Source organism: Streptomyces sp. DSM 116793 (genome assembly GCF_057320905.1).
Map to the genome: position 1 here is coordinate 2081799 of NZ_CM170494.1, position 22488 is coordinate 2104286.

A 22488-nucleotide genomic window follows, 5' to 3' on the forward strand; every position below is an offset into this window, starting at 1 on the left:
TCCTCACCCGCATTGGATCCGTCATGTCATCTGCGCGCACCACCCCCTCGCCCATGCCCTGGTACCGCGAGATCACCCGGGAGAAGTGGAAGTCGTTCTTCGCCGCCTGGATCGGCTACGGCCTCGACGGCTTCGACTTCGTCCTGATCACCCTCGTGCTGACGGAGATAGCCGACGACTTCGGCCTGTCGACCGTCGAGTCCGCGAGCCTGGTCTCCGGCGCCTTCATCACCCGCTGGCTCGGCGGGGCCGTGCTGGGCGCGCTCGGTGACCGTTTCGGCCGCAGGGCGGCCATGGTGACCAGCATCCTGCTGTACTCGGTCGGCACCCTCGCCTGCGGGTTCGCCTGGGACTACACGAGCCTGTTCACCGCCCGCCTGGTGATCGGTCTGGGCATGGCCGGCGAGTACAGCGCCAGCGCCGCCTACGTCCTCGAAAGCTGGCCCACCCGGCTGCGCAACCGCGCCTCGGGATTCCTGATCTCCGGCTACTCCCTGGGCAGCATCCTGGCCACGGAGGTGTACGAGCACGTGGTGCCGGGCCACGGCTGGCGCTGGCTGTTCTACATCGGCCTCTTCCCCGTGGTGATCGCGCTGTGGGTGCGGCGCGCGCTGCCCGAGGCCGACGACTGGGAGAAGCGGGTCGGGGCGACCGCGGCGCGGCCGAACCCGTTCCGGCCGCTGTTCGCCGGGCCGCGGCGGGGCGGGATCAACACCGTGCTCGTGGTCGCCGCCACCGGATCGCTCTTCGCCGTGTTCACCCCGCTCGGCGCGGGGGCGGTGCCCGTGCTCTCCGTGGTGGCCGCGGCCTGTCTGATCGCGTTCGCCGTGCAGCTGGGCGGCCGCAGGCGGTGGCTGCTCCTCGTCGCGCTGTGCGTCACCGTGTTCTGCGCCTTCCTCTACAGCTGGCCCGTCCAGGCACTGCTGCCCACGTATCTGAAGACCGAGCTCGGCTTCACGCCCGGGCAGGTCAGTGACGCGCTCTACTACGCCGGGTTCGGCACGATGGCCGGCTGCATCGCCACCGGTTTCGTCGGCGACCGGTTCGGCACGCGCCGGGCGTACGCCTGCACCCTGGTGGTCGGCATCGTCTTCGTCTTCCCGGTCTTCGCGATCAAGAACAGCGTCGTCGAGCTGGGCATCCTGCTCTTCCTGATGCTCGCCTGCATGCAGGGCATCTCGGGCCTGCTGCCCAAGTTCATCGCCGGGCACTTCCCGACCGGCTCGCGGGCCGCGTCCCTGGGCTTCACCTACAACGTGGGGGCGCTGGGCGGTGCCGTGGCCCCGGTGCTCGGCGCCAGGCTGGCCTCGCACATGTCCCTGGGCCAGTCGCTCGCGGTGCTCACCTTCTCGCTGACCCTCGTGGTGATCCTGCTGATCGGCTTCGACGTCCCCAAGCGCCTCAACCGGCTCATCGACCTCGAAGCCGTCCCGGACTACCTCCTCGCCGAGGCGGCCACCGAGGGCCCTCGCCATGTGCCGGCCGCGGTGGGCGGGCCGAAGGACGGCGACGTCGGTCAGGGGTGAGCGAGGCGGCGGAGTGCCGGGTCCGGGTCCGGGTCCGGCCACGACGCGCCTGCGGCAGGCCACCAGGCCCGGCCGGTCGCGGGCTCTTCGCCTGGCCGCTTGCGGCCTCCTCGCTGGCCGCTCGCGGGCTCTCCGCCCGGCCACTCGCGGCTTCTCCGCCCGACCGCTCGCGGGCTCTTCGCTGGGCGCTTGCGACCTCTTCGCCCTGCCACCACCGGCCGGTGTCCGCCCGGCCAGCGGCCGGTGGGGCTTCACCACCGGTCGGTGGGCGTGATCGCGTCCGCGTGGCGGAGCGGCACGTCGACACGGCCCCGCCCGCCCCTTCCCGGGCGAGCCGGGACCGGACACCGCGGGCGGCCATTCGGATGACGGAGTGGGCGTTCGTCGTTCGGTGTCGCGGTGGCGGGGAAGACGGTTCAGGGGAGACGAGTTCATGTGGGCGTCAGGGGGAGACGCGTTCATGTGAGCGGCTTCAGGTGAGGAGCATCCGATGCGCACCCTGACACTCGGCAGCCACGGGCCCGAGGTCTCCGAGATCGGGCTCGGCTGCATGGGCATGTCCGCGTTCTACGGCGCAGCCGACCGCGCCGAGTCGATCGCCACCCTCCACGCGGCCCTGGACGCCGGGATCACCCTGCTGGACACGGGCGACTTCTACGGCCAGGGCCACAACGAGCTGCTGATCGGCGAGGCGCTGCGCACGGCACCGGCCGCGCGCCGCGAGCGGGCCGTGATCAGCGTGAAGTTCGGCGCCCAGCGCGACCCCGCGGGCACGATCGTCGGGTACGACGCCAGCCCGGCCGCGGTGAAGAACTCCGCCGCGTACTCGCTGCAACGCCTCGGCGTGGACCACATCGACGTCTACCGCCCCGCGCGGCTCGACCCCGAGGTGCCCATCGAGGAGACCGTCGGCGCCATCGCCGAGCTGGTCGACGCCGGGTACGTGCGGTACATCGGCCTCTCCGAGGTCGGCGCGGAGACCATCCGCAGGGCCGCGGCCACCGCCCCCATCAGTGACCTCCAGATCGAGTACTCGCTGATCTCACGCTCCGTCGAGCGGGCGATCCTGCCGACCGTCCGCGAGCTGGGCATCGGCATCACCGCCTACGGTGTGCTCTCCCGCGGCCTGATCTCCGGTCACTTCACCCGGGACCGGAGCCTCGACGCCAATGACTTCCGGGCCCGGGCGCCCCGCTTCCAGGGCGAGAACCTGGAGCGCAACCTGGGCCTCGTCGAGGAGCTCCGGAAGATCGCCGGGCAGAAGGGGGTCAGCGTCGCGCAGATCGCGATCGCCTGGGTGGCCTCGCGGGGCGACGACATCGTCCCCCTCGTCGGTGCGCGCCGCCGCGACCGGCTGAGGGAGTCGCTGGGCGCTCTCGACGTGTCGCTGGACGATGCCGACCTCGCGGCGATCGAGCGGGCCGTGCCCGAGGGGGCGGCTGCGGGTGAGCGGTATGTCAGCGAGGAGATGGCTCGGCTCGACAGCGAGCGGTGAGGGGCGCCCGCCGGGTGGTCCGGCGGGCGGGTGGTTGCCTGTGCCCCTCAACGGGCGCCTGCGGCGCCCCTGGGGTGGTGCCCGATGTCTGCGGATCCTGCGGCCGGTGGGTGGTTGCTCGCGCAGTTCCCCGCGCCCCTCAGCAGGCGCCTGCGGCTGTCCGCGAGACCTGCCGCCGCAGGTCCCCGCCCCTTTTCGGGGTGCGGGGCCTACTGCACGGGGTGCTCCTGGGGGCCGTCCGTCGGGTGCAGTGTTGCCCGGTGTCGCTGGGCCAGGTGTTCCTCGGCCTTCAGCCAGGGCAGGAACTGGGCCGGCTGGTGCCAGCCGCACGTGTCGCAGCTGATGACGCGGCGGGCACCCGTGCGCCGCACCCGTACGGTGTGCTCGACGCCGTCCGCGTCCTGGCGGCTGACTCTGCTCGCATCCATCTCCGGCATCGCTTCTCCTCGTCGCGGCAGGCGGCCGGCGCCCCCGCGGAGGGCGGGGAACCGCAGCAAGGAGTGTGCAGCAACCACAACATCAACAGGGGATTCTCCACCGCGCGTTCACGTGCCGGCCGGATCGCCCCGGCCCGTCAGCCGATCTTCCGGGGCAGCCGCAGGCTGAGCAGCACCGTGAGGACCACGGCCGCGAGCTGTGCCAGCACCGTCACCACCAGGGCGTCCTGCATGCCCGCACCGGGCACCAGGCCCAGGAAGAGCGAGCCGAGCGTGGCCACGCCCAGCGCGAGCGCGGACTGCTGCGTGGTGACCATCACTCCGCTGCCGACGCCGCCGCGGGCCGGCGGCACCTCGGAGAGGATGATCCGGTAGAGCACCGGAAGCTGGAGCGCCTGCCCGGCCCCCGCCAGCGCCGTGCCCGGCAGCAGCGCCACCAGGCCCAGGTGCGGCCACTGCCGCCACGCGGCGAGCGCCACCAGCGCCAGCCCCGCACCCTGGAGCACGCCGCCCGCGGTCACCACCCGGCTGCCGAAGCGGGCCACCAGCCGCGGCCCCGCCAGCGAGACCGCGAAGTAGACCACCGCCATCGGCACCAGCGCCACGCCCGCCCCCACCGGACCGAGCCGTGCGCCCTGCTGGAGGGCGACCGCGATGACGAACATGAAGCCGCTGAAGCCGATCGAGAACGGCAGCACCATCATCAGGCCGCGGCGCAGCGACACCAGCCGGAAAAGGCTCGGCGGCACCAGTGGCGTACGGCCGCGCCGGTCCAGGCCCCGTTCCACGCGGTAGAACGTCCAGGCCGCGACCGGGAAGACGGCCAGCGCCAGCCAGGTCCACAGCGGCCAGCCCGCGGCGCGCCCCTCGGTCAGCGGCACGAGGAGCGTCAGCAGCGCGGTGCCGAGCAGCAGCGTGCCGGGCACGTCGATGGGCTCGGGGTGCTGGGAACGGGTCTCCGGCACCGTCCTCGCCCCCAGCACCAGCCCGGCCGCCACCACGGGCACGTTCACCAGGAACACGGCACGCCACCCGGAGCCCGCGATGTCGGCGGCGACGAGGACGCCGCCGAGGATCTGCCCCGCGACCATGGAGAGGCCGGCCGTCGCACCGTACAGGCCCATGGCCCGGGCGCGGCGTGGGCCCGAGGTGGCCGACTGGATGGTGGCCAGCACCTGCGGCAGCATCAGCGCTGCCGAGGCGCCCTGCGCTACCCGCGCCGCCACCAGCGACCAGGCGTCCGGCGCGAGGCCGCAGGCCAGCGAGGTGATGCCGAAGGCGGCCATGCCACCGAGGAACAGCCGGCGGCGGCCGAACATGTCGCCGAGCCGCCCGCCGAGCACCAGCAGCACCGCGTACGCCACGCCGTAGCCGGCCACGACGAGTTCGAGGACCGCCTCGCCCGCGGCCAGGTCGCGGTCGATGGTCGGCAGGGCGACGTTGACGATGAAGAAGTCGATCAGTGGGAGTGCCCCGCCCAACAGCACCGTGAACAGCCCGGGCCCGCCGAGCACCGCCGCCGCGCCGGCCCGCCGGTCGGGCGGCACGCGGCCGCGGGTGCCGTCGGACGACGGGGGCACGCTCCCGGGAGCGCCGGCCGGGGCTGTTCCGAAGTCGATTCCTGTCTCACTCACACAGGCAAGGCTCTGCCACGGCTCAGGGTGGTACCAGGGTGTCCTTATCCTGGTAGAAGCAGTACCTGGCAACAGTCTGCGCGGTGCGGCACTCTGGTACGCATGTCCACTATGACCGAGGAGCAGACGGTTCGCGACGCGCCGGGAGCGCGGGCTGGCGGCACCGGGCAGGCCTCCGAGCCCCAGGCCGCGCGGCCGTCCGAGGGCGCGCCGGGGCGGTCCGCCGAGCCCCGGCCGGGGCACTCCTCGGCATCCGAGGTCAGGCGCGCGGAGCTGGCCCGCTTCCTGCGCAGCCGGCGCGAGCGGATCGCCCCCGAGCAGGTGGGTCTGCCGCGCGGCGCCCGCCGGCGCACCCCGGGGCTGCGCCGCGAGGAGGTCGCCCAGCTCGCCGCGGTCGGCGTCACCTGGTACACGTGGCTCGAACAGGCCAGGGACATCACGGTCTCCGTGCAGGTGCTCGACTCGCTGGCCCGCACCCTGATGCTGGACGTCAGCGAGCGCGCCCACCTGTTCAGCCTCGCCGGGGCCGTCGATCCCGCGCCGCACACGCAGTGCGCGTCCATCACCCCGGCCATGCGGCGGCTCCTGGAGCAGCTGGAGCCGTTCCCGGCGTCTATCCAGAACAGCCGCTACGACATCCTGGCGTACAACCGCACCTTCGCCCGGCTCTTCTGCGACCTCGACGCGCTGCCGCCCGAGGACCGCAACTGCATGCTGCTCACCTTCACCCACCCTCAGTGGCGCGCCTCGCTCGTGCTGCCCGACGAGACCGCGCGCAACATGGCCGCGAAGTTCCGTGCCTCCATGGCGGAGCACCTGGCGGAGCCCGCCTGGAAGATGCTGCTGAAGCGGTTGCAGCGGGAGTCCCCCGAGTTCCGCCGGGCCTGGGAGCGGCACGAGGTCACGGGGCCGGCCGGCAACCGCAAGCAGTTCCACAACGCGGAGGTGGGCCTGCTCACGGTGGACCACACCCACCTCTGGCTCGGCCCGGTCAACGGCCCGCGCATGGTGGCGTACGTGCCGGCGGACGACGAGACCGGGGAGCGCCTGGAGAAGCTGCACGCGCTGGCGCTGGCGTCGGTCCGGTAGGGTCCGGCGCCCGCACGGCACCCGAGCGTGCGGGTGCCCCCGCTCGCCGTCCCGGCGTGTCCGTTCGGACAGACAGTTAGGTCCAGACCTATTGACGACAGGTCTGGACCACTGCACTGTCATGTCCAAGACACCCCACTTCTGCCGGGAGGCCCTCATGACCCGCCGGGCACCACACCCGCTCCGCCGGACATCCGATCAGCTCGGCCGGACGTCACACCGGCTCGACCGGACGTCACACCGGCTCCGCCGCGCGTCGCGCCTGCTGAGGAAGCCGCGTCTGCTGGGGGCCGTGCTCGCGGCCGCCTGCCTCGCGCCGCTGCTCGGACTGGGCACGCCCACGGCCGCCGCCGCGGACACCTGTGCCGTGAAGTCCAGACCGTCCGGGAAGGTCGTCCAGGGCTACTGGGAGAACTGGGACGGCTCGTCCAACGGCGTCCACCCGCCCTACGGCTGGACGCCCATCACCGACTCCGCCATCGCGGCGCACGGCTACAACGTCATCAACGCCGCGTTCCCGGTGATCCATCCGGACGGCACGGTGCTGTGGCAGGACGGCATGGATGCGACGGTGAAGGTCGCGACGCCGGCCGAGATGTGCCAGGCAAAGGCGGCCGGGCAGACCATCCTGATGTCCATCGGCGGCGCGACGGCCGGCATCGACCTCAGCTCCAGCGCGGTGGCGGACCGGTTCGTGGCCTCGATCGTGCCGATCCTGAAGACGTACAACTTCGACGGCATCGACATCGACATCGAGACCGGCCTGACCGGCAGCGGCAACATCAACCAGCTGTCCGCCTCGCAGGCCAACCTGGTCCGCATCATCGACGGCGTGCTCGCCCAGATGCCCGCGAACTTCGGCCTGACCATGGCGCCCGAGACGGCGTACGTCACCGGCGGCAGCGTCACCTACGGCTCCATCTGGGGCGCCTACCTGCCCATCATCAAGAGGTACGCCGACAACGGCCGGCTGTGGTGGCTGAACATGCAGTACTACAACGGCAGCATGTACGGCTGCTCCGGCGACAGTTACCAGGCGGGCACAGTCCAGGGCTTCACCGCCCAGACCGACTGCCTGAACAAGGGCCTGGTCGTGCAGGGAACCACCATCAGGGTCCCCTACGACAAGCAGGTCCCCGGCCTGCCCGCCCAGTTGGGCGCGGGCGGCGGCTACATGTCCCCGAGCCTGGTCTCCCAGGCCTGGCAGCACTATGGGGGCGCCCTCAAGGGCCTGATGACCTGGTCACTCAACTGGGACGGCGCGAAGAACTGGACGTTCGGCGACAACGTGAAGTCCCTCCAGGGCCGCTGACGCCACCATGCCGGTGCCGGTGGCCGGCTCGATGCCGAACGGCAGGGAGCAGGGCGGCTGTCACGAACCGGGGTGCCGTCCGGTCCTACGGGATGACTGGACGGTGTGGCCCACGGCGCCGTCCGTGTCTTCCGTTGACGCTCTTCAAGAGGAGAACAACATGAGCCAGGTCAGCATCGCACGCCCCGAAGCACCGACGTACGACGAACTGGTTCCGTCGCGCTACGCGCTGAAGGTCGGCGACATCGACGTGATGGTGATCAGCGACGGGGTGCTGCCGATACCCGCCGTGACGATGGCCACCAACGCCGCCACGGCCGACCTGGCGTCCTGGCTCAGTGACATGTTCCTGCCGCCGGAGATGCTCGACTGGCCACTGAACGTGGCCGTGGTGCGCAGCGGTGGCCGGACCGTCCTCGTCGATTCCGGGCTGGGGACGGAGTTTCCGGGCTTCCCGCGGGCCGGTCAGTTGGCCATGCGACTGGGCGCGGCCGGGATCGATCCCGCGTCCGTGACCGACGTGGTGCTCACCCATCTGCACATGGACCACATCGGCGGGCTGCTCGTCGACGGGCTGAGGGGCCGGCTGCGCCCGGACCTGCGGGTCCACCTGGCCGCCGCCGAGGCCGAGTTCTGGGAAGCGCCTGACTTCTCCCGCACCGAGATGCCGGCACCGGTGCCGGACGTGCTCCGAAGGACCGCCGCGCGGTTCCTGGACGTGTACCGCAGCCAGTTGCAGCCGTTCGAGAGGGAGTACGAGGTGGCGCCGGGAGTGATGATCTGCCGCACCGGCGGTCACACCCCCGGCCACAGCATCGTCCGCCTGGAGTCCGGCGGCGACCGGCTGACGTTCGCCGGCGATGCCGTGTTCCAGCCCGGGTTCGACCACTGCGAGTGGCACAACGGCTTCGACCACGACCCGGAGGAATCAGCCCGCGTCCGGCTCCGTCTCCTGAACGAGCTGGCGGCGAGCGGCTCGCAACTGGTGGCCACTCACCTGCCGTTCCCGTCCATCTGCCACGTGGCGGTCGCCGGCAACGCCTTCCGTTTCGTACCGGCCGTCTGGGATTACTGACCGCACGTCGGGGCCGACGCGTGAGCAGCGCGTGAGAGGCCGGCCCTGATACGCAGCCCTGGTCGTCGAGTGCGCAGGGTGGAGCGGTGCCCACATGCCATGTCGCTGTGGGCACCGCTCCGGGACCGGATGTGTCCGCCGGTGACGATCCGCGGGCATCGTCGCGGCCGTCCGACTCCGCCCACGCGGCTAAGCCGCCCCCACGACCTTGAGCCCGCGGTAGGCGAGCCCCACACCCACAACACCGCCCCCTCGGGGGTGGCCCCTCCCGGGACACCCACCCAGGGGCACACGACCAATGCGTCACCCTGACGTCCAGGGCACCCACCCAGGGGCGCGGGGAACTGCGCGACCAACCCCCGAGAAACCCGCAGACCGCCACCGCCCCCAGGGGGCACCCCCTACCGCTCAGCCCACCGCAGGTGAAGCCCCACCACCAGGTGAAGCCCACCGCCAGGTGAACGCGCACCGCCAGGTGAAGCCACCGCCAGGTGAACGCGCACCGTCAGGTGAGGCCCACCGCCCAGGTGCTCAGCAGCCGAGCAGCCGCGCCCCCAGGTACCCCTCGATCTGATCGAGAGAGACCCGATCCTGCTTCATCGAGTCCCGCTCACGCACAGTCACCGCGTTGTCGTCCAGCGTGTCGAAGTCCACGGTCACGCAGTACGGCGTACCGATCTCGTCCTGCCGCCGGTAGCGGCGCCCGATCGCCCCCGCGTCGTCGAACTCGATGTTCCAGTGCTGCCGCAGCGCCTGGGCGAGCCCCTTCGCCTTCGGGGACAGCTCGGGGTTGCGGGACAGCGGCAGCACGGCCACCTTCACGGGCGCCAGCCGCGCGTCGAGCCGCAGCACCGTCCGCTTCTCCATCTTGCCCTTGGCGTTCGGCGCCTCGTCCTCCACGTAGGCGTCGAGCAGGAAGGCGAGCATCGTGCGGCCGACACCGGCCGCGGGCTCGATCACATACGGCGTCCAGCGCTCGCCGGCCTCCTGGTCGAAGTAGGAGAGGTCCTGGCCGGAGGCCTTGGCGTGGGCGGACAGGTCGTAGTCCGTGCGGTTCGCGACGCCCTCCAGCTCACCCCACTCACTGCCGCCGAACTGGAAGCGGTACTCGATGTCGGCGGTGCGCTTGGAGTAGTGGGAGAGCTTCTCCTGCGGGTGCTCGTACCACCGCATGTTCTCCTCGCGCAGGCCGAGCCCCGTGTACCAGGCCCAGCGCTGCTCCATCCAGTACTCGTGCCACTTCTCGTCCTCGCCCGGCTTGACGAAGAACTCCATCTCCATCTGCTCGAACTCACGGGTGCGGAAGATGAAGTTGCCGGGCGTGATCTCGTTGCGGAACGACTTGCCCATCTGGGCGATGCCGAACGGCGGCTTCCGCCGCGAGGTCTGCTGGACCTGGGCGAAGTTGGTGAAGATGCCCTGCGCCGTCTCGGGCCGCAGGTAGGCGATCGAGCCGCTGTCCTGCGTGGGGCCGAGGTGGGTGGCGAGCAGGCCGGAGAACTGCTTGGGCTCGGTGAACTGGCCCTTGTTCCCGCAGTTGGGGCAGTTGACGTCGGCGAGACCGTGCTCGGGGACGCGGCCGTGCTTCGCCTCGTACGCCTCCTCCAGGTGGTCCGCGCGGAACCGCTTGTGGCAGGAGGTGCACTCGGTGAGCGGGTCGGTGAAGGTGGCGACGTGGCCCGAGGCTTCCCAGACCTCGGTGGCGAGGATCACGGAGGAGTCGATCCCGACGACGTCCTCGCGGGCGGTGACCATGTAGCGCCACCACTGCCGCTTGATGTTCTCCTTGAGCTCGGTGCCCAGCGGACCGTAGTCCCAGGCGGCGCGCTGACCACCGTAGATCTCACTGCTCGGATAGACGAAGCCACGGCGCTTGCTCAGGCTGACGATGGTGTCGATCTTGTCGGCGGCCACGGTGCTCTCTTCTAGGACGACTGACGATGGACTGAACTGCGCCATGCGCCTCGCTGGGGGAGGTCACGAGACGGGTGGGCGAATGCTTCAGGTTACCGGCGCGCGGGGTGCCCGGATCAAATCGGTTCCACCGATCCACGGGCCCCGGCCTGAGCAGCGCGGTTCCCCACTTTTTTGACAATCATTTCCAGCATTGTTGAAAATCGCTGTCATGAATGAGCGACGCCCCGGTCCGATATCCTCCACGGCCCCGCCGGGCCCACCGGGCCGGGCGGACACGCCGGGTTCCACGGGCTCCCGGGACTCGCTGGGACCCCGGGCCGCGTTCGCCTTTGGACCCCTGGCCTCGTTCGCCTCCCTGGCCACCGCCACCGCGCTCGGTGCCGCCGCCCTCACCGGCTGCTCCGTCTTCAGTGATACCGGCGGCACCGGACACGGCAAGGGCGGGAAGCTGGCCGTGGTGGCGTCGTTCTACCCGATGGAGTTCCTGGCCGAGCGGATCGGCGGCGACCGGGTCACCGTCACCGACCTCACCGAGCCGGGCCAGGAGCCGCACGACCTGGAGATCAGCGCCCGGCAGACGGCGCAGCTGGAGAAGTCCGACGTCGCCCTCTACCTCAAGGGGCTCCAGCCGTCCGTGGACGAGGCGATCGGGCAGTCCGCCATCGGCACCAAGGTCGACGCCGCCGCGCTCACCTCGCTGGAACGGCACGGCAACGAGGTCGGCGGGCACGCCGCCGCCCACGACGCCCACCCGGGCGAGGCGGACGGGCCCGCGGCGGACCCGCACATCTGGCTGGACCCGGTGCGCTACGCCGAGGTCGCCAAGGGGGTCGGCAAGGCCTTCCAGAAGGCCGACCCGGACCATGCCGCCACCTACCGCAGGAACACGAACACGCTGGTCAAGCAGCTCGACGCGCTGGACGGCCGGTACACCGCGGGCCTGCGGCACACCCGCGGCAAGGTCTTCGTCACCACGCACGCCGCGTTCGGCTACCTCGCCGAGCGGTACGGCCTCACCGAGGAGGCCATCAGCGGCCTGGACCCGGAGAGCGAGCCCAGCCCCACCCGCGTCCGCGACCTGCAGAGGCTGGCAGCCGCCGACGGCGTCACGACCGTGTTCTACGAGACGCTGGTCTCCCCGAAGACCGCGCGGACGCTGGCCGGGGACGCCCACCTCAGGACCGATGTGCTCGACCCGGTCGAGGGCATCACCGCCCGCTCCCGCGGCCACGACTACTTCCAGGTCATGGACGCCAACCTGGCCGCCCTGCGGAAGGCCCTCGGCGACGCGCCGGCCGGTGCGGGTGCCGGTGCGGGTGCCGGTGCACAGGGTGGTGCCGGTGCGAGCGGTGCCGGCTCCTCCGACCAGGCGGGTGCGCGGTGACGCGCGGCAGCGGGCCCGGGGACGCGCCGGCCGGCGACGGCACCGGGGCCGCCCGGGACACCGGGAACACCCGGGACACCGCGGGCGCGGGCGCCCCGCCCGTGCTCGCCCTCCGCGACGTCACGGCGGAACTCGGCTCCCGCCCCGTGCTGCACGGCATCGACCTCACCGTCCGGCGCGGCGAGGTCGTGGCGCTGCTCGGCGCCAACGGCTCCGGCAAGTCCACCACCCTGCGCACGATCATCGGCCAGACCCCGGTGACCGGCGGCACCGTCGAGATCTTCGGCACCCCGCAGCGCCGCTTCCGCCAGTGGGCGCGGCTCGGCTACGTGCCGCAGCGCACCACCGCCGCGGGCGGCGTGCCCGCGACCGTCACCGAGGTCGTCTCCGCCGGGCGGCTCGCCCGCAGCCGGTTCGGCGTGCTCCGCCGGGCCGACCGGGCGGCCGTGCGGCGCGCCCTGGAGCAGGTCGGCATGGCGGAGCACGCCCGGGACTCGGTCGGGGCGCTCTCCGGCGGCCAGCACCAGCGGGTCCTGATCGCCCGCGCGCTCGCCGCCGAGCCCGAACTGCTGATCATGGACGAGCCGATCGCCGGGGTCGACCTGGCCAGCCAGCGGGTGCTCGCCGAGACCCTGCGCGGGCAGGTCGAGGGCGGCGCCTCCGTGCTGCTGGTACTGCACGAGCTGGGTCCGCTGGCGCCGCTGATCGACCGGACGGTCCTGCTGCGCGACGGCCGCGTCGCCGACGAGGCGGCGCCGACCGCCGGCGTACCGCCCGCCCGGCACGCCCCGGCCCCCGACGGCACCCCGGCGCGCCACCACGCACCGCCACCGGGCACCGCGCCGCCACCCGCCGGGCACCGTCCGTGACACCACCGACAGCGCCAACACCGCCGACACCGCGACACCACTGACACCGTCGATACACCGACACGACGACACGCCGACACGCCGACACCGCGAAGGGTCCCGACCCCATGGACATACTCGACTACGCCTTCATGCAGCGGGCGCTGCTCGCCGCCGTGCTCGTCGGTGTCACCGCGCCGGCCATCGGCATCTACCTCGTCCAGCGCCGCCAGGCCCTGATGGGCGACGGCATCGGGCACGTGGCGATGACCGGCGTCGGCCTCGGCTTCCTGCTGTCCGCGTCGCCGGTCTGGATGGCGACGGCGGTGTCCGTGCTGGGCGCGGTCCTCATGGAGCTGATCCGCTGGTACGGCAGGACGCGCGGGGACATCGCGCTGGCCATGCTGTTCTACGGGGGAATGGCCGGCGGCGTGATGTTCGTCAACCTCGCGCCCGGCGGCTCCAACGCCAACCTCAGCTCGTACCTCTTCGGCTCGCTGTCCACCGTCTCGCCGGCGGATGTGCGGGCGATCTGCCTGCTGGCCGGGTTCGTGGTGGTGGTCACGCTCGGGCTGCGGCGGCAGCTGTTCGCGGTGAGCCAGGACGAGGCGTTCGCCCGGGTCACCGGGCTGCCGGTGCGGGCGCTGAACCTGCTGACCGCCGTGACCGCCGCGGTGACCGTCACCGTCGCCATGCGGGTGGTGGGGCTGCTGCTGGTGAGCGCGCTGATGGTGGTACCGGTGGCGGCGGCGCAGCAGCTCGGCCGGAGCTTCGCGGCGACCTTCGCGATCTCCGTGGTGGTGGGCGTCGCCGTGACGCTGGGCGGCACCGTCACGTCGTACTACGAGGACGTGCCGCCCGGCGCGACCATCGTGCTGCTGACCATCGCGGTGTTCGTGGTGCTGACGGCCCTCGCCGCGCCGCTCGCCCGGCGCCGGGCGCGGGCCGCCGCCGGACGGGCGGGGGCGGGCGGGGCACCGTCCGCGACGGAGCGTGACAGCGCGTACGGTGGTGTGGCGGATACGGACTGCGCTCCCTCGGACACGGAGCGCGCCCGTCATACGACCGTGGCGCCCGGCGAGGCTCGCGCCGGCGTCTGACGCCGGGGGGTGTCCGCCTGGCAGAATGACGTTGAGCAGTATGGAGGAGGCAATCGTGGCAGCCCCGGTACGAGGCCGGTCCACCCGGCAGCGTGCGGCCGTAGCGGCCGCTCTCGACGACGTCGACGAGTTCCGCAGTGCGCAGGAGCTCCACGACATGCTCAAGCACAAGGGCGACTCCGTCGGACTGACCACGGTCTACCGCACGCTCCAGTCGCTCGCCGACGCCGGCGAGGTGGACGTGCTGCGCACGTCTGACGGCGAGGCGGTGTACCGCCGCTGCTCGACCGGTGCGCACCATCACCATCTGGTCTGCCGGGTCTGCGGCAAGGCGGTGGAGGTGGAGGGGCCGGCCGTCGAGAAGTGGGCGGAGGCCATCGCCTCGGAGCACGGCTTCGTGAACGTCGCGCATACGGTCGAGGTCTTCGGCACGTGCGCGGAGTGCTCCGCGGCGGGTTGTGTGAGCGACCACCCACCCGCCGGCGGCCCGCGGACGACCGAGAACGCCCCTTCGGGGCAGTGACGACCTGACGGTCTCGTCGTGGCCCCGGCGGGGCGCAGCCCCGTCTCGGAGGGGCGCGGGGAACTGCGCGAGCAAGCACCCACCGGCCGGTGGTCCGGGGACGGCAGAGGCTGCCCCTCGGGGCGGTGACGACGCCCGCGTCTCGTCGTTCTTTGTTGCGCGGTTCCCCGCGCCCCTCGGTGGGCCGGGGCTCAGGAGGCCGCTTCGTCGCCCCGTATCGCGAGGAGTTCCTCGTTGGGGATGGCGCCGCCGAAGCGGCGGTCGCGGGAGGCGTACTCCAGGCAGGCCCGCCACAGATCGCGCCGGTCGAAGTCCGGCCAGAGCACGTCCTGGAAGACCATCTCGGCGTAGCTGCTCTGCCAGATCAGGTAGTTGGACGTGCGCTGCTCCCCACTGGGGCGCAGGAAGAGGTCGACGTCCGGCATGTCCGGGTAGTAGAGGTACTTCTTGAAGGTCCGCTCGGTGACCTTCGCCGGGTCGAGACGCCCCGCGGCGACGTCCCGGGCGATCGCCTGGGCGGCGTCGGTGATCTCCGCACGCCCGCCGTAGTTGACGCAGAAGTAGAGCGTCATGGCGTCGTTCTCCTTGGTCTGCTCCTGGGCGACCTGGAGCTCCTGGACGACCGACTTCCACATCTTGGGCATCCGGCCGACCCAGCGGATGCGGATGCCCAGCTCGTCCATCTCGTCGCGGCGGCGCCGGATGACGTCACGGTTGAAGTTCATCAGGAAGCGGACCTCCTCGGGCGACCGCTTCCAGTTCTCGGTGGAGAAGGCGTACAGGGAGAGGTTCTTCACGCCCAGTTCGAGGCAGCCCTTGAGGACGTCGAGGACCACGCCCTCGCCGACCTTGTGGCCCTCGGTGCGGGGCAGGCCGCGCTCCTTGGCCCAGCGGCCGTTGCCGTCCATCACGATGGCGACGTGCCCGGGGACCAGCTCGCCCGGGATCTTCGGCGGCCGTGCGCCCGAGGGGTGCGGCTCGGGGGTCTTGTACGTGCGGCGGGGCCGTCCGAGGATGCCGCGTCGTCCTGCCATTGCGCCCTACTCTCCTGCTTCGCTTGCCCTGTCCATGTTCATGGTCCTACGTCTTCTCCACATAGCGTAGTGAGCGCAGACCACGCTCCAGGTGCCAGTGCAGATAGGCCGAGACGAGCCCGCTGCCCTCCCGGACGTGCCGGGGCTCCGCGGCGTCCGCCGTGTCCCAGTCGCCGGTGAGCAGCGCGCCGAGCAGGGTGAGGACCTCCGCGGAGGGCACGACGCTGCCGGGCACCCGGCAGTCGGCGCAGACGGAGCCGCCCGCGGCGACGGAGAAGAACCGGTTGGGCCCCGGCATTCCGCACTTCGCGCAGTCGCCGAAGCTGGGGGCGTAGCCGTTCACGGCGAGGGAGCGGAGCAGGAAGGCGTCCAGGACGAGGTGGGGGGCGTGCTCACCGCGGGCGAGGGTGCGCAGGCCGCCGACGAGCAGCAGGTACTGCTGGACCGCGGGTTCGCCCTCGTGGTCGGTGAACCGCTCGGCGGTCTCCAGCATGGCGGTGCCCGCGGTGTACCGGGCGTAGTCGGTGACGATGCCGCCGCCGTACGGGGCGATGGTCTCACTCTGCGTGCACAGCGGCAGGCCGCGGCCCACCAGGTCGCTGCCGCGGGCGAAGAACTGCACGTCGACGTGCGAGAACGGTTCCAGCCGCGCGCCGAATTTGGACTTCGTCCGGCGGACCCCGCGGGCCACGGCCCGCACGCGTCCGTGCCCGCGCGTCAGCAACGAGATGATCCTGTCGGCCTCGCCCAGCTTCTGCGTGCGCAGGACCACGCCGTCGTCCCGGAAGAGACTCATGGGGGCATTCTCCCGCACGGCCGCGAGGCCCCGGGCCCGGGGCGGCACCCGCTGTCCCGGTGCGGTCGTCGGCCCGGCGCGGGCCGGTGGCCTGGTGGCGGCAGGGGCTGTCCCCCCGGGCCGGTGGCGACGGCAGGGGGCTGCCCCCTCGGGCCGGTGGCGGCGCGCGGCTCTCGTCCCGGCTGAGCGCGCAGTTCCCCGCGCCCCTGCCGGGCGCGGGGAACCGTGAGAGGTGCCGTCAGACCGCCAGGACCCGCAGGGACGGGTGGTCGACGGTGTTCAGGTAGAGCTTGTCCTTGGTGTGCTCCTGCTCCAGCTCGATCACGAGACGGTACTTGTAGACCCCGGGCCGCGCGGTGCTCAGGACCGTGCCCGCCCAGTAGTAGTAGACCGGTGTCACCGGTGAGCGCATCTTGTCCGGCATCCCGTAGATCTTCAGCTCGGTGAAGAGCTTCCGCTCGGCGACGTCCTCCTCGTCGCCCGTCTCCGTGTCCAGCACCACGATGTTGTTGATCTTCGGCATCGGGGGCCAGGTGCCGTCGATCCGGCGTTCCATGTCGATGGGCCGGATGATCCAGTTCAGTACCTGGCCCTGCTTGCAGACGGTCTCCAGCTGCCGGGTGCCCTGGCCCGTCCCGCCGACGCTGTTGTCCATCATGAACATGGCGTCGTGCAACGAGCCCGTCGCCGTCGCCCGTTCCATGTTGACCAGCGTGACGATGTTGAGCTGTACGGAGTTCAGCTGGCCGGGGTTCTGCTTCTCTTCCGTGCCAGTCTGCGTGGTGTTCGTCAACGTCTCTCCTTCGCGCGCGCCGCTTCGGCCTGCCCTGGCCCTAGCCGACCAGGGCCGGCGAGGGGGCGGTGGTGATCGGCTCTTCCCGCGTCCCCAGCTTGAAGCTGATCCGGTACGGCACCTCGGTGGTGCCGCTCTTCTTGACCGTGCCGATCCAGTAGGAGACGTCCGTGCCCGGGTACACCTTGCGCACCGGCTCGCACACCTCCTTGTCGATCTCGATGCCGTCGATGGCCACATAGGCCTCGCACTCCAGCGCCAGCACGTTCCACAGCAGCTGGTCGCCCGCGGTGACCTTGGTCCGCAGCTGCTCGGTGCCGAGCCCCTGGGAGCCCCCGGCCCTGTTGGTGTCGTACAGGTACACATGGCCGTCGGTGTTGCCGGCGGCGAGTGCACCCACGCAGTCGACCACCGCGGTGATCGAGATGGGGCGCTTGGGCGCCGCCGCCTTCTGCTGCCTCGGTTTGGTGGTCATGCGCCTGTTCGTGTCCTCTCGTCGTCGTGTGCGTGCGTGGTCGGGGCCGCGGCCGGGGCGCACCGCCCGGGCCGTGGCCGGTGGTCAGAGGGCTGCCGGTGCCAGGGGCAGATAGCCCACGCCGGCCTGGGTGAAGGCGTTGCGGCGCGGCTGTGCGACCACCCGCAGCCGGGACTCGCACACGAGGTTCACCGGCTCCCAGGTCCACTCGCCGCCCCGCTGGATCAGTTCGTGGAGCTGGATCTTCATCTTGTAGGCGTAGGTGCCGGGCCGGGACGTGTCGACCGTCGCAGACCAGTACCAGCCGTCGGTCACCAGGTCGGGCGAGCCGTACGCGGCCGGGTAGATGACCTTCTCGTCCACGGCCTCGCCGAAGATGTCGGTGATCACCGGCGCCGGGTAGTTGTGCAGGCCCTGGCCGTGGTCGGAGACCACCTTGCCGGTGACGTCGAGCACCTGCTGCCCGGAGAGCGCGCGGGACCGGCCCGAGGCCTTCACCCGGGGGCCCACCTGCTTCTTGATGGCGCTGAGCGCGGCCTCGGCGTCCGCGCCGTCCGCCGAGGGGCCACCGGTGAGCTGGGTCAGCTCGGCCAGTGCCTGCCGGTCGGCCTGCTGGCTCCGGGTGGCCTGGTAGCTGCGCGGCACCGTCGGCGGGATGGAGCCGAGGCTGTACGGCAGCCAGTTGAGCACCTGCTCACTCGCCTGCGAGCCGTCGCTCCAGTACGAGCCGTTGACCGCGGTCACCAGGTCGCCGGTGCCCTGGTTCTCGGAGCCGTGCAGCTTCATGTTGTCGAACAGATAGGTGTTGTCCTTGAGGGACCGGGACTCCAGCGCGTTGCCGATGTCCACGAGCACGATGATCGCCAGCTGTTGGGGCATGAGCCGCCTTCCTCGTTCCGTGTGGCTTTGCTGATGGCGTCTAGACGCACAGCAGTGCGGGCGTCTCCAGGTGCAGCACGCTGTTCTCGCCCTCGTACATCTGGAGCTCCAGCCGGTACCTGTGGGGCACGCCGCGGGTCATGGCCTGCGGGACGATGCCCGACCAGACGTTCAGGTCCAGGTGGTCGCCGTCGAAGGCGCGCCCCTCGGGCCCCGGGCCGTGCGCGCCGTACCCGCCGGGTGCGGCCTCCGCACCCTCCGGGACGGCGAGGCCGCCGGGGCCGCCGATCCCTCCCGTACCGCCGGGGCCGCTGCCGCCCAGGAAGGTGATGTTCCGGATCTCCACCGGTGTCTGGAGGTCCACGGCCAGCGCGTACCACTGGACGACCTGTCCGGGGGTGACCGCCGTGTGCAGTTCGTGCGAGCCCTGCCCGGCGCTGTCGAACGCCCCGTCGTCGATCAGGCAGCAGTTGCCGTTCAGCAGGGTCCGGTCGGAGAGCGCGCCGATGACGTCCACGACGACGGCGATGTTCACTTGCGGTTTCACGCCCACTCCATTCGTCATTCGCTTCCTCGTTCTCTTCCTTGACATCCCGGCGGCCCGTACCGCGCCGCGCGGCGCCGGCCGCCGTCGGCCACCGCGCCCGTCGGGTCCGGGTCAGCCCCGGTCCCGCACCAGCGGCACCTTTCCGACGGCCGTGCGCTCGATCTCCGGGGAGCTCCGGGAGACGAACTCCAGCCGGAAGCCGTATCCGGTCCGCTCGATCGACCCGGGGTTCGCCTCTCCGTCGTTGAACAGCGACAGGGAGCGCGGCAGGGCGCCCACGAAGAGCGGCTGGACGCCGTACGGGAAGGCCGTGTCCCGGGCGTAGCTCACGCCGTGCACGTCGTCGACGGAGACCAGCAGGGTGAGGACCTTCGCCTCGCGGTTGTTGACGAACTGGATCTCGTGGGCCAGCGCGTCCAGGTCCAGGGAGGCGATCCGGCGCAGGTCCTCGCGGAGCGCGGCGTAGGCGCGCGCGGCCGAGTACTGGCTGTCGCCCAGGTGCAGGATGTCGCCGGTGCGGCCGGCGAACTCGAACTGCTGGGTCTTCAGTCCCGGCCCCTCCGTCCTGGCCCGCCGGATCATCCGGTCCCCGAGCTTCAGCCGCAGCAGGGGCGCCTCGTGGGCGTGCAGCCGGGTGACGACCAGCTCGCCCTCCTGGCCCTCCTCGACCCACCGCCCGTGCTCGTCGACGATCTCCACCAGGTGCAGTCCCGGCACGGCCGCGAGGGCGGGGTCGTCGGGGCGGAGCTGGAGGCCGATCGTCTCGGCCTGGGTGGCGGCGAAGTAGCTGAGGATGGTGAGGTTGGGGTACGTCGCCAGCAGTTCGACGCGCTTGCGCTGCGGCAGCACCCCGCTCCCGTAGAGGGCGACCCGGAAGCTCTCCCTGGCCTGCCGGCTCATGCCCTTGCCCAGCTCGCTCAGGATGGCGATGCCGGCGGTGATGCCCATCAGCGCCTTGGGCCCCGGATACGAGAACATGTGCTCGAAGACGGGCGCGGTGACCGGGCCCGCGCCGATGTAGTTGACCCCGGGCACGTGCGCCAGCACCCCGCCGACCATGGTGCCGCTGCTCCACATCTGGTAGTCGGCGAGCGTGGTGTACAGCCACTTGGGGTCGGTGCCGCGCAGGTAGTCGGCGAGTTGGTAGGTGCCCATGAAACGGCCGGCGGCCTCGTAGGTGTCGCGCAGCTCCCGCAGCGAGTACACCGTCTCCAGGGGGCTGCCGTCGCTGGTGCCGCCGCTCGCCACGATCTCGAAGCCGCCCCGGTCGAGCGGCACCACCATGCCGGGCCTGTCGCCCATGAACAGGTCCCGCTGGGTCTGCTTGTCGGCGAGCGGGACCTGCTGCCATGCCTCGTAGCTCTCCGGCGCGGCGGTGATCCCGGCACCGGCAAGACGGCTGCGCCAGAGCGGGTTGAGCAGCACGGTGTTGACCATCTGCTGGAGGCGGCGCAGCACCAGCGCGTCCTGCACGTCGTGGGCGATCTCGCTGTAGGGGGCGTTGCAGACCCGCTCGCACTCCCGCAGCTTGCCGGCGAACGAGGGGAGCTTCTCCACCGCGTCAATGGAGTCCGGCCGCCATTCCCAGTCGGGAATCAGCCAGGCGGCCAGCTCCCGGGCATCGCCCGCGGGCACGGGCCCGGCCGGTGGAGGGCACACTGAAGTCATGGCTTTACCACTCCTGTCGTACGTCGATGGGTGCCCGCCGGTGTGATTCGGTGCGCCCGGCGGCGTTCCAAAGAGGTTTCGGGTTTCCGGGTGTGGGGATTCCGGGCTTCGGATTCCGGGGTTCCGGGTTGGGGTTCCGGATTGGGGTTCCGGACGTGGAGGTCCCGGATGTGGAGGTCCCGGATGTGGAGGTCCCGGATGTGGAGGTCCCGGCTTCAAGGTCCCGGGTTGGAGGTCCCGGTTCCGGGTCCCGGATTTCTGGTGTTTCTTCCGGCCGGATTCCGGAGGGGGCCCTCCGGGTCCGCCCCGGCCACGGATGTCGGAATCGTTCCTGCTCCGCCGCCGTGGAGCCGGCGCCCGCTAGGAGGCGGTGGTGAGCAGGTCCTGTCCGACCCGCCTGATCTCGTCGAGCAGTGCCCTGACGTGGTCGGCGGTGATCAGGTGGTTCATCATGACGACGCGCAGCGCGGCGACGCCGTCGATGTTCACCTTGGAGATGAAGTAGCTGCCCTCGCACTTGATGCGGTTGCGGATCGCCACCTGGAAGCGGTGCACGTCCTTCTCCCCGAGGCCCGCGGGGCGATGGCGGAAGCAGAGGATGTTGGCCTCCGGGCGGTGCACGGTCTCGAAGTCGGGCTCCGCGGCGATGATGCGGTGGGCGTCCTCGGTGAGGGCGCAGAGGTACTCGATCTTCTCGGCGAACAGCGCACGGCCGTGCATGGCCCACAGCGTCCACAGCGACATGATCATCGGGCGTTTGGTGCACTCGAAGTTCACGCCGCCGCTGTCGAGTTCGGTGTACGGGTCCGGCTCCTCGTCGAAGACGTAGCTGGCGCGCTGCCGGAACGCGCCGAGGCTGTCCTCCTTGTCGCGGTAGAAGAGCAGGGTGCAGGGCGCGGGGACGAACAGCATCTTGTGCGCGTCCCAGGCGAGTGAGTCGGCCTTCTCGATGCCCCTGAGCCGGTCGCGCAGCCGGTCCGAGACGAGCAGGCTCGCGCCGTGCGCGCCGTCCACGTGCAGCCAGACGCCCTTATCGCGGGCCAGGTCGGCCAGGTCGTCCAGCGGATCGAAGGCGCCGACGGAGGTGGTGCCCGCGGAGGCCACCAGGCAGAAGACCTTCAGGCCGCGCCGCTCGGCGTCGTCCAGGGCGGTACGGGCCGCCGTCGGGCAGATCCGCCGGTCCCGGCCGACGGGCAGCCGGACGATCTGGGCGTCGCCGATGCCGAGGATGCCCGCCGCACGCGCCACGCTGTAGTGCACGTCGGCGCTCACCGCCACGGCGGGGCGCGGGCCGCCGTCGCCGCGGGCCGGGCTGCCGTCCGACCAGAAGCCGGGGAAGGCCTTGTTCCGGGCGGCGAGCAGCGCGGTCAGGTTGGCCAGTGACGCGCCGGAGGTGGTGACCATGGCGAAGCTGCCGGGGTCCCAGCCGATGAACTTGTTCAGCTCGTCCGCCATGATGCGCTCGGCCACGCTGGGCAGTTGGCCGGCCTCGTAGAAGGAGGACGGCTGGTTGACCACCGAGCCGATGAAGTCGACCACGCCGGCGAGCGGGACGACGCCCGAGAACTGACGGCCCATGTAGCCCGGGGAGTGGACCTGGATCCCGGTGCGGACGTACAGCTCGACGATGGCGTCGAGACGGTCCTTGTCGAACGGCGCGATGGTGTCACGCTCGGCGGTCATCAGGGTGCGGGCGGCCTTGGACAGGGTCGCGGGGTCGACGAGGTCGAGTCCCCTGACCGAGGTGTCGGCCAGGTGCCTCTCCAGATGTCCGGCCACGGTCTGCGCGCTCTGCCGGAACTGCCGGGGATCGAAGACGGTGTGCAGGGACCGGTCGTGCGGCACCCCGGTCCGGCCTGCACCGGAAGGGGCCGGCAGGGATCCTGAGCGGCGCACGGTGTCGGCCGTGCCGTGCTGCTCGAAGACCGTGCTGTTCGACCTGGGTTCGACCAAGGG

The 22488-nt window shown here is 71.5% G+C and carries 20 protein-coding genes; 9 read left to right on the forward strand and 11 right to left on the reverse strand.

All coding sequences use genetic code 11. The features are described 5' to 3' along the window. Nucleotides 1–23: 23 nt before the first annotated feature. Together ACSMXW_RS08720 and ACSMXW_RS08725 are read left to right on the forward strand one after the other, a co-directional pair. Nucleotides 24–1526: a sialate:H+ symport family MFS transporter gene (locus ACSMXW_RS08720; RefSeq protein WP_485804940.1), complete on the forward strand. Its 1503-nt coding sequence runs from the start codon at nucleotides 24–26 to the stop codon at nucleotides 1524–1526. Between the two features lie 490 nt (nucleotides 1527–2016). Beyond that, nucleotides 2017–3021, forward strand: coding sequence for an aldo/keto reductase (locus ACSMXW_RS08725; RefSeq protein WP_485804941.1), 1005 nt, complete (start codon nucleotides 2017–2019; stop codon nucleotides 3019–3021). 209 nt (nucleotides 3022–3230) lie between these two features. On the opposite strand, the gene ACSMXW_RS08730 is transcribed toward ACSMXW_RS08725, so the two are convergent. After that, nucleotides 3231–3458, reverse strand: coding sequence for a hypothetical protein (locus ACSMXW_RS08730; RefSeq protein ID WP_485804943.1), 228 nt, complete (start codon nucleotides 3456–3458; stop codon nucleotides 3231–3233). Between the two features lie 137 nt (nucleotides 3459–3595). Continuing rightward, nucleotides 3596–5005 carry an MFS transporter gene (locus ACSMXW_RS08735; RefSeq protein WP_485807899.1) on the reverse strand — a complete coding sequence of 470 codons (1410 nt, stop codon included), beginning with the start codon at nucleotides 5003–5005 and terminating at the stop codon, nucleotides 3596–3598. 189 nt (nucleotides 5006–5194) lie between these two features. On the opposite strand from ACSMXW_RS08735, the gene ACSMXW_RS08740 reads away from it, so the two are divergent. The 3 genes from ACSMXW_RS08740 (at nucleotide 5195) to ACSMXW_RS08750 (ending at nucleotide 8568) form a co-directional block, all read left to right on the forward strand. After that, complete coding sequence (locus ACSMXW_RS08740; protein WP_485804945.1) at nucleotides 5195–6181, forward strand: helix-turn-helix transcriptional regulator; 987 nt, start codon at nucleotides 5195–5197, stop codon at nucleotides 6179–6181. 262 nt (nucleotides 6182–6443) lie between these two features. Then, a complete protein-coding gene (locus ACSMXW_RS08745; protein ID WP_485807900.1) occupies nucleotides 6444–7493 on the forward strand; it encodes a chitinase in 1050 nt (349 codons plus the stop codon). Between the two features lie 160 nt (nucleotides 7494–7653). Beyond that, entirely contained in the window at nucleotides 7654–8568 is a 915-nt protein-coding gene (locus ACSMXW_RS08750) for an MBL fold metallo-hydrolase (RefSeq protein ID WP_485804947.1), read from the forward strand. A 531-nt stretch (nucleotides 8569–9099) separates the two neighbouring features. Here ACSMXW_RS08750 and ACSMXW_RS08755 read toward each other — a convergent pair. After that, nucleotides 9100–10482, reverse strand: coding sequence for a glycine--tRNA ligase (locus ACSMXW_RS08755; RefSeq protein WP_485804949.1), 1383 nt, complete (start codon nucleotides 10480–10482; stop codon nucleotides 9100–9102). Between the two features lie 211 nt (nucleotides 10483–10693). On the opposite strand from ACSMXW_RS08755, the gene ACSMXW_RS08760 reads away from it, so the two are divergent. The 4 genes from ACSMXW_RS08760 to ACSMXW_RS08775 all read left to right on the forward strand — a co-directional run bounded on the left by ACSMXW_RS08760 (nucleotide 10694) and on the right by ACSMXW_RS08775 (nucleotide 14340). Continuing rightward, on the forward strand, nucleotides 10694–11869 hold the full coding sequence (locus ACSMXW_RS08760) for a metal ABC transporter substrate-binding protein (RefSeq protein ID WP_485804951.1): 1176 nt from the start codon (nucleotides 10694–10696) through the stop codon (nucleotides 11867–11869). Between the two features lie 101 nt (nucleotides 11870–11970). After that, the gene (locus tag ACSMXW_RS08765; RefSeq protein WP_485807901.1) at nucleotides 11971–12738 is read left to right on the forward strand and encodes a metal ABC transporter ATP-binding protein; all 768 of its coding nucleotides are present in this window, start codon (nucleotides 11971–11973) and stop codon (nucleotides 12736–12738) included. Nucleotides 12739–12845: 107 nt separating this feature from the next. Continuing rightward, a complete protein-coding gene (locus ACSMXW_RS08770) occupies nucleotides 12846–13817 on the forward strand; it encodes a metal ABC transporter permease (RefSeq protein ID WP_485804953.1) in 972 nt (323 codons plus the stop codon). 55 nt (nucleotides 13818–13872) lie between these two features. Then, nucleotides 13873–14340, forward strand: a complete 468-nt coding sequence (locus tag ACSMXW_RS08775) for a Fur family transcriptional regulator (RefSeq protein ID WP_485804955.1) — start codon at nucleotides 13873–13875, stop codon at nucleotides 14338–14340. 191 nt (nucleotides 14341–14531) lie between these two features. Here the strand turns inward: ACSMXW_RS08775 and ACSMXW_RS08780 are convergent, their stop codons facing one another. From ACSMXW_RS08780 to ACSMXW_RS08815, 8 genes are all read right to left on the reverse strand, one after another. Further along, nucleotides 14532–15374, reverse strand: a complete 843-nt coding sequence (locus ACSMXW_RS08780) for an isoprenyl transferase (RefSeq protein WP_485804957.1) — start codon at nucleotides 15372–15374, stop codon at nucleotides 14532–14534. A gap of 46 nt (nucleotides 15375–15420) precedes the next feature. Then, entirely contained in the window at nucleotides 15421–16170 is a 750-nt protein-coding gene (gene recO, locus ACSMXW_RS08785) for a DNA repair protein RecO (protein ID WP_485804959.1), read from the reverse strand. 238 nt (nucleotides 16171–16408) lie between these two features. After that, complete coding sequence (locus tag ACSMXW_RS08790) at nucleotides 16409–16963, reverse strand: hypothetical protein (protein ID WP_485804961.1); 555 nt, start codon at nucleotides 16961–16963, stop codon at nucleotides 16409–16411. Nucleotides 16964–17003: 40 nt separating this feature from the next. Beyond that, nucleotides 17004–17438: a hypothetical protein gene (locus ACSMXW_RS08795; RefSeq protein WP_485804963.1), complete on the reverse strand. Its 435-nt coding sequence runs from the start codon at nucleotides 17436–17438 to the stop codon at nucleotides 17004–17006. 84 nt (nucleotides 17439–17522) lie between these two features. Next, nucleotides 17523–18317, reverse strand: a complete 795-nt coding sequence (locus tag ACSMXW_RS08800; protein ID WP_485804965.1) for a hypothetical protein — start codon at nucleotides 18315–18317, stop codon at nucleotides 17523–17525. A 40-nt stretch (nucleotides 18318–18357) separates the two neighbouring features. Continuing rightward, the gene (locus ACSMXW_RS08805; RefSeq protein ID WP_485804966.1) at nucleotides 18358–18864 is read right to left on the reverse strand and encodes a hypothetical protein; all 507 of its coding nucleotides are present in this window, start codon (nucleotides 18862–18864) and stop codon (nucleotides 18358–18360) included. Between the two features lie 111 nt (nucleotides 18865–18975). Continuing rightward, a complete protein-coding gene (locus ACSMXW_RS08810) occupies nucleotides 18976–20532 on the reverse strand; it encodes a phenylacetate--CoA ligase family protein (RefSeq protein ID WP_485804967.1) in 1557 nt (518 codons plus the stop codon). A gap of 360 nt (nucleotides 20533–20892) precedes the next feature. Beyond that, entirely contained in the window at nucleotides 20893–22485 is a 1593-nt protein-coding gene (locus ACSMXW_RS08815) for a pyridoxal phosphate-dependent decarboxylase family protein (RefSeq protein WP_485804969.1), read from the reverse strand. Between the last annotated feature and the right edge of the window lie 3 nt (nucleotides 22486–22488).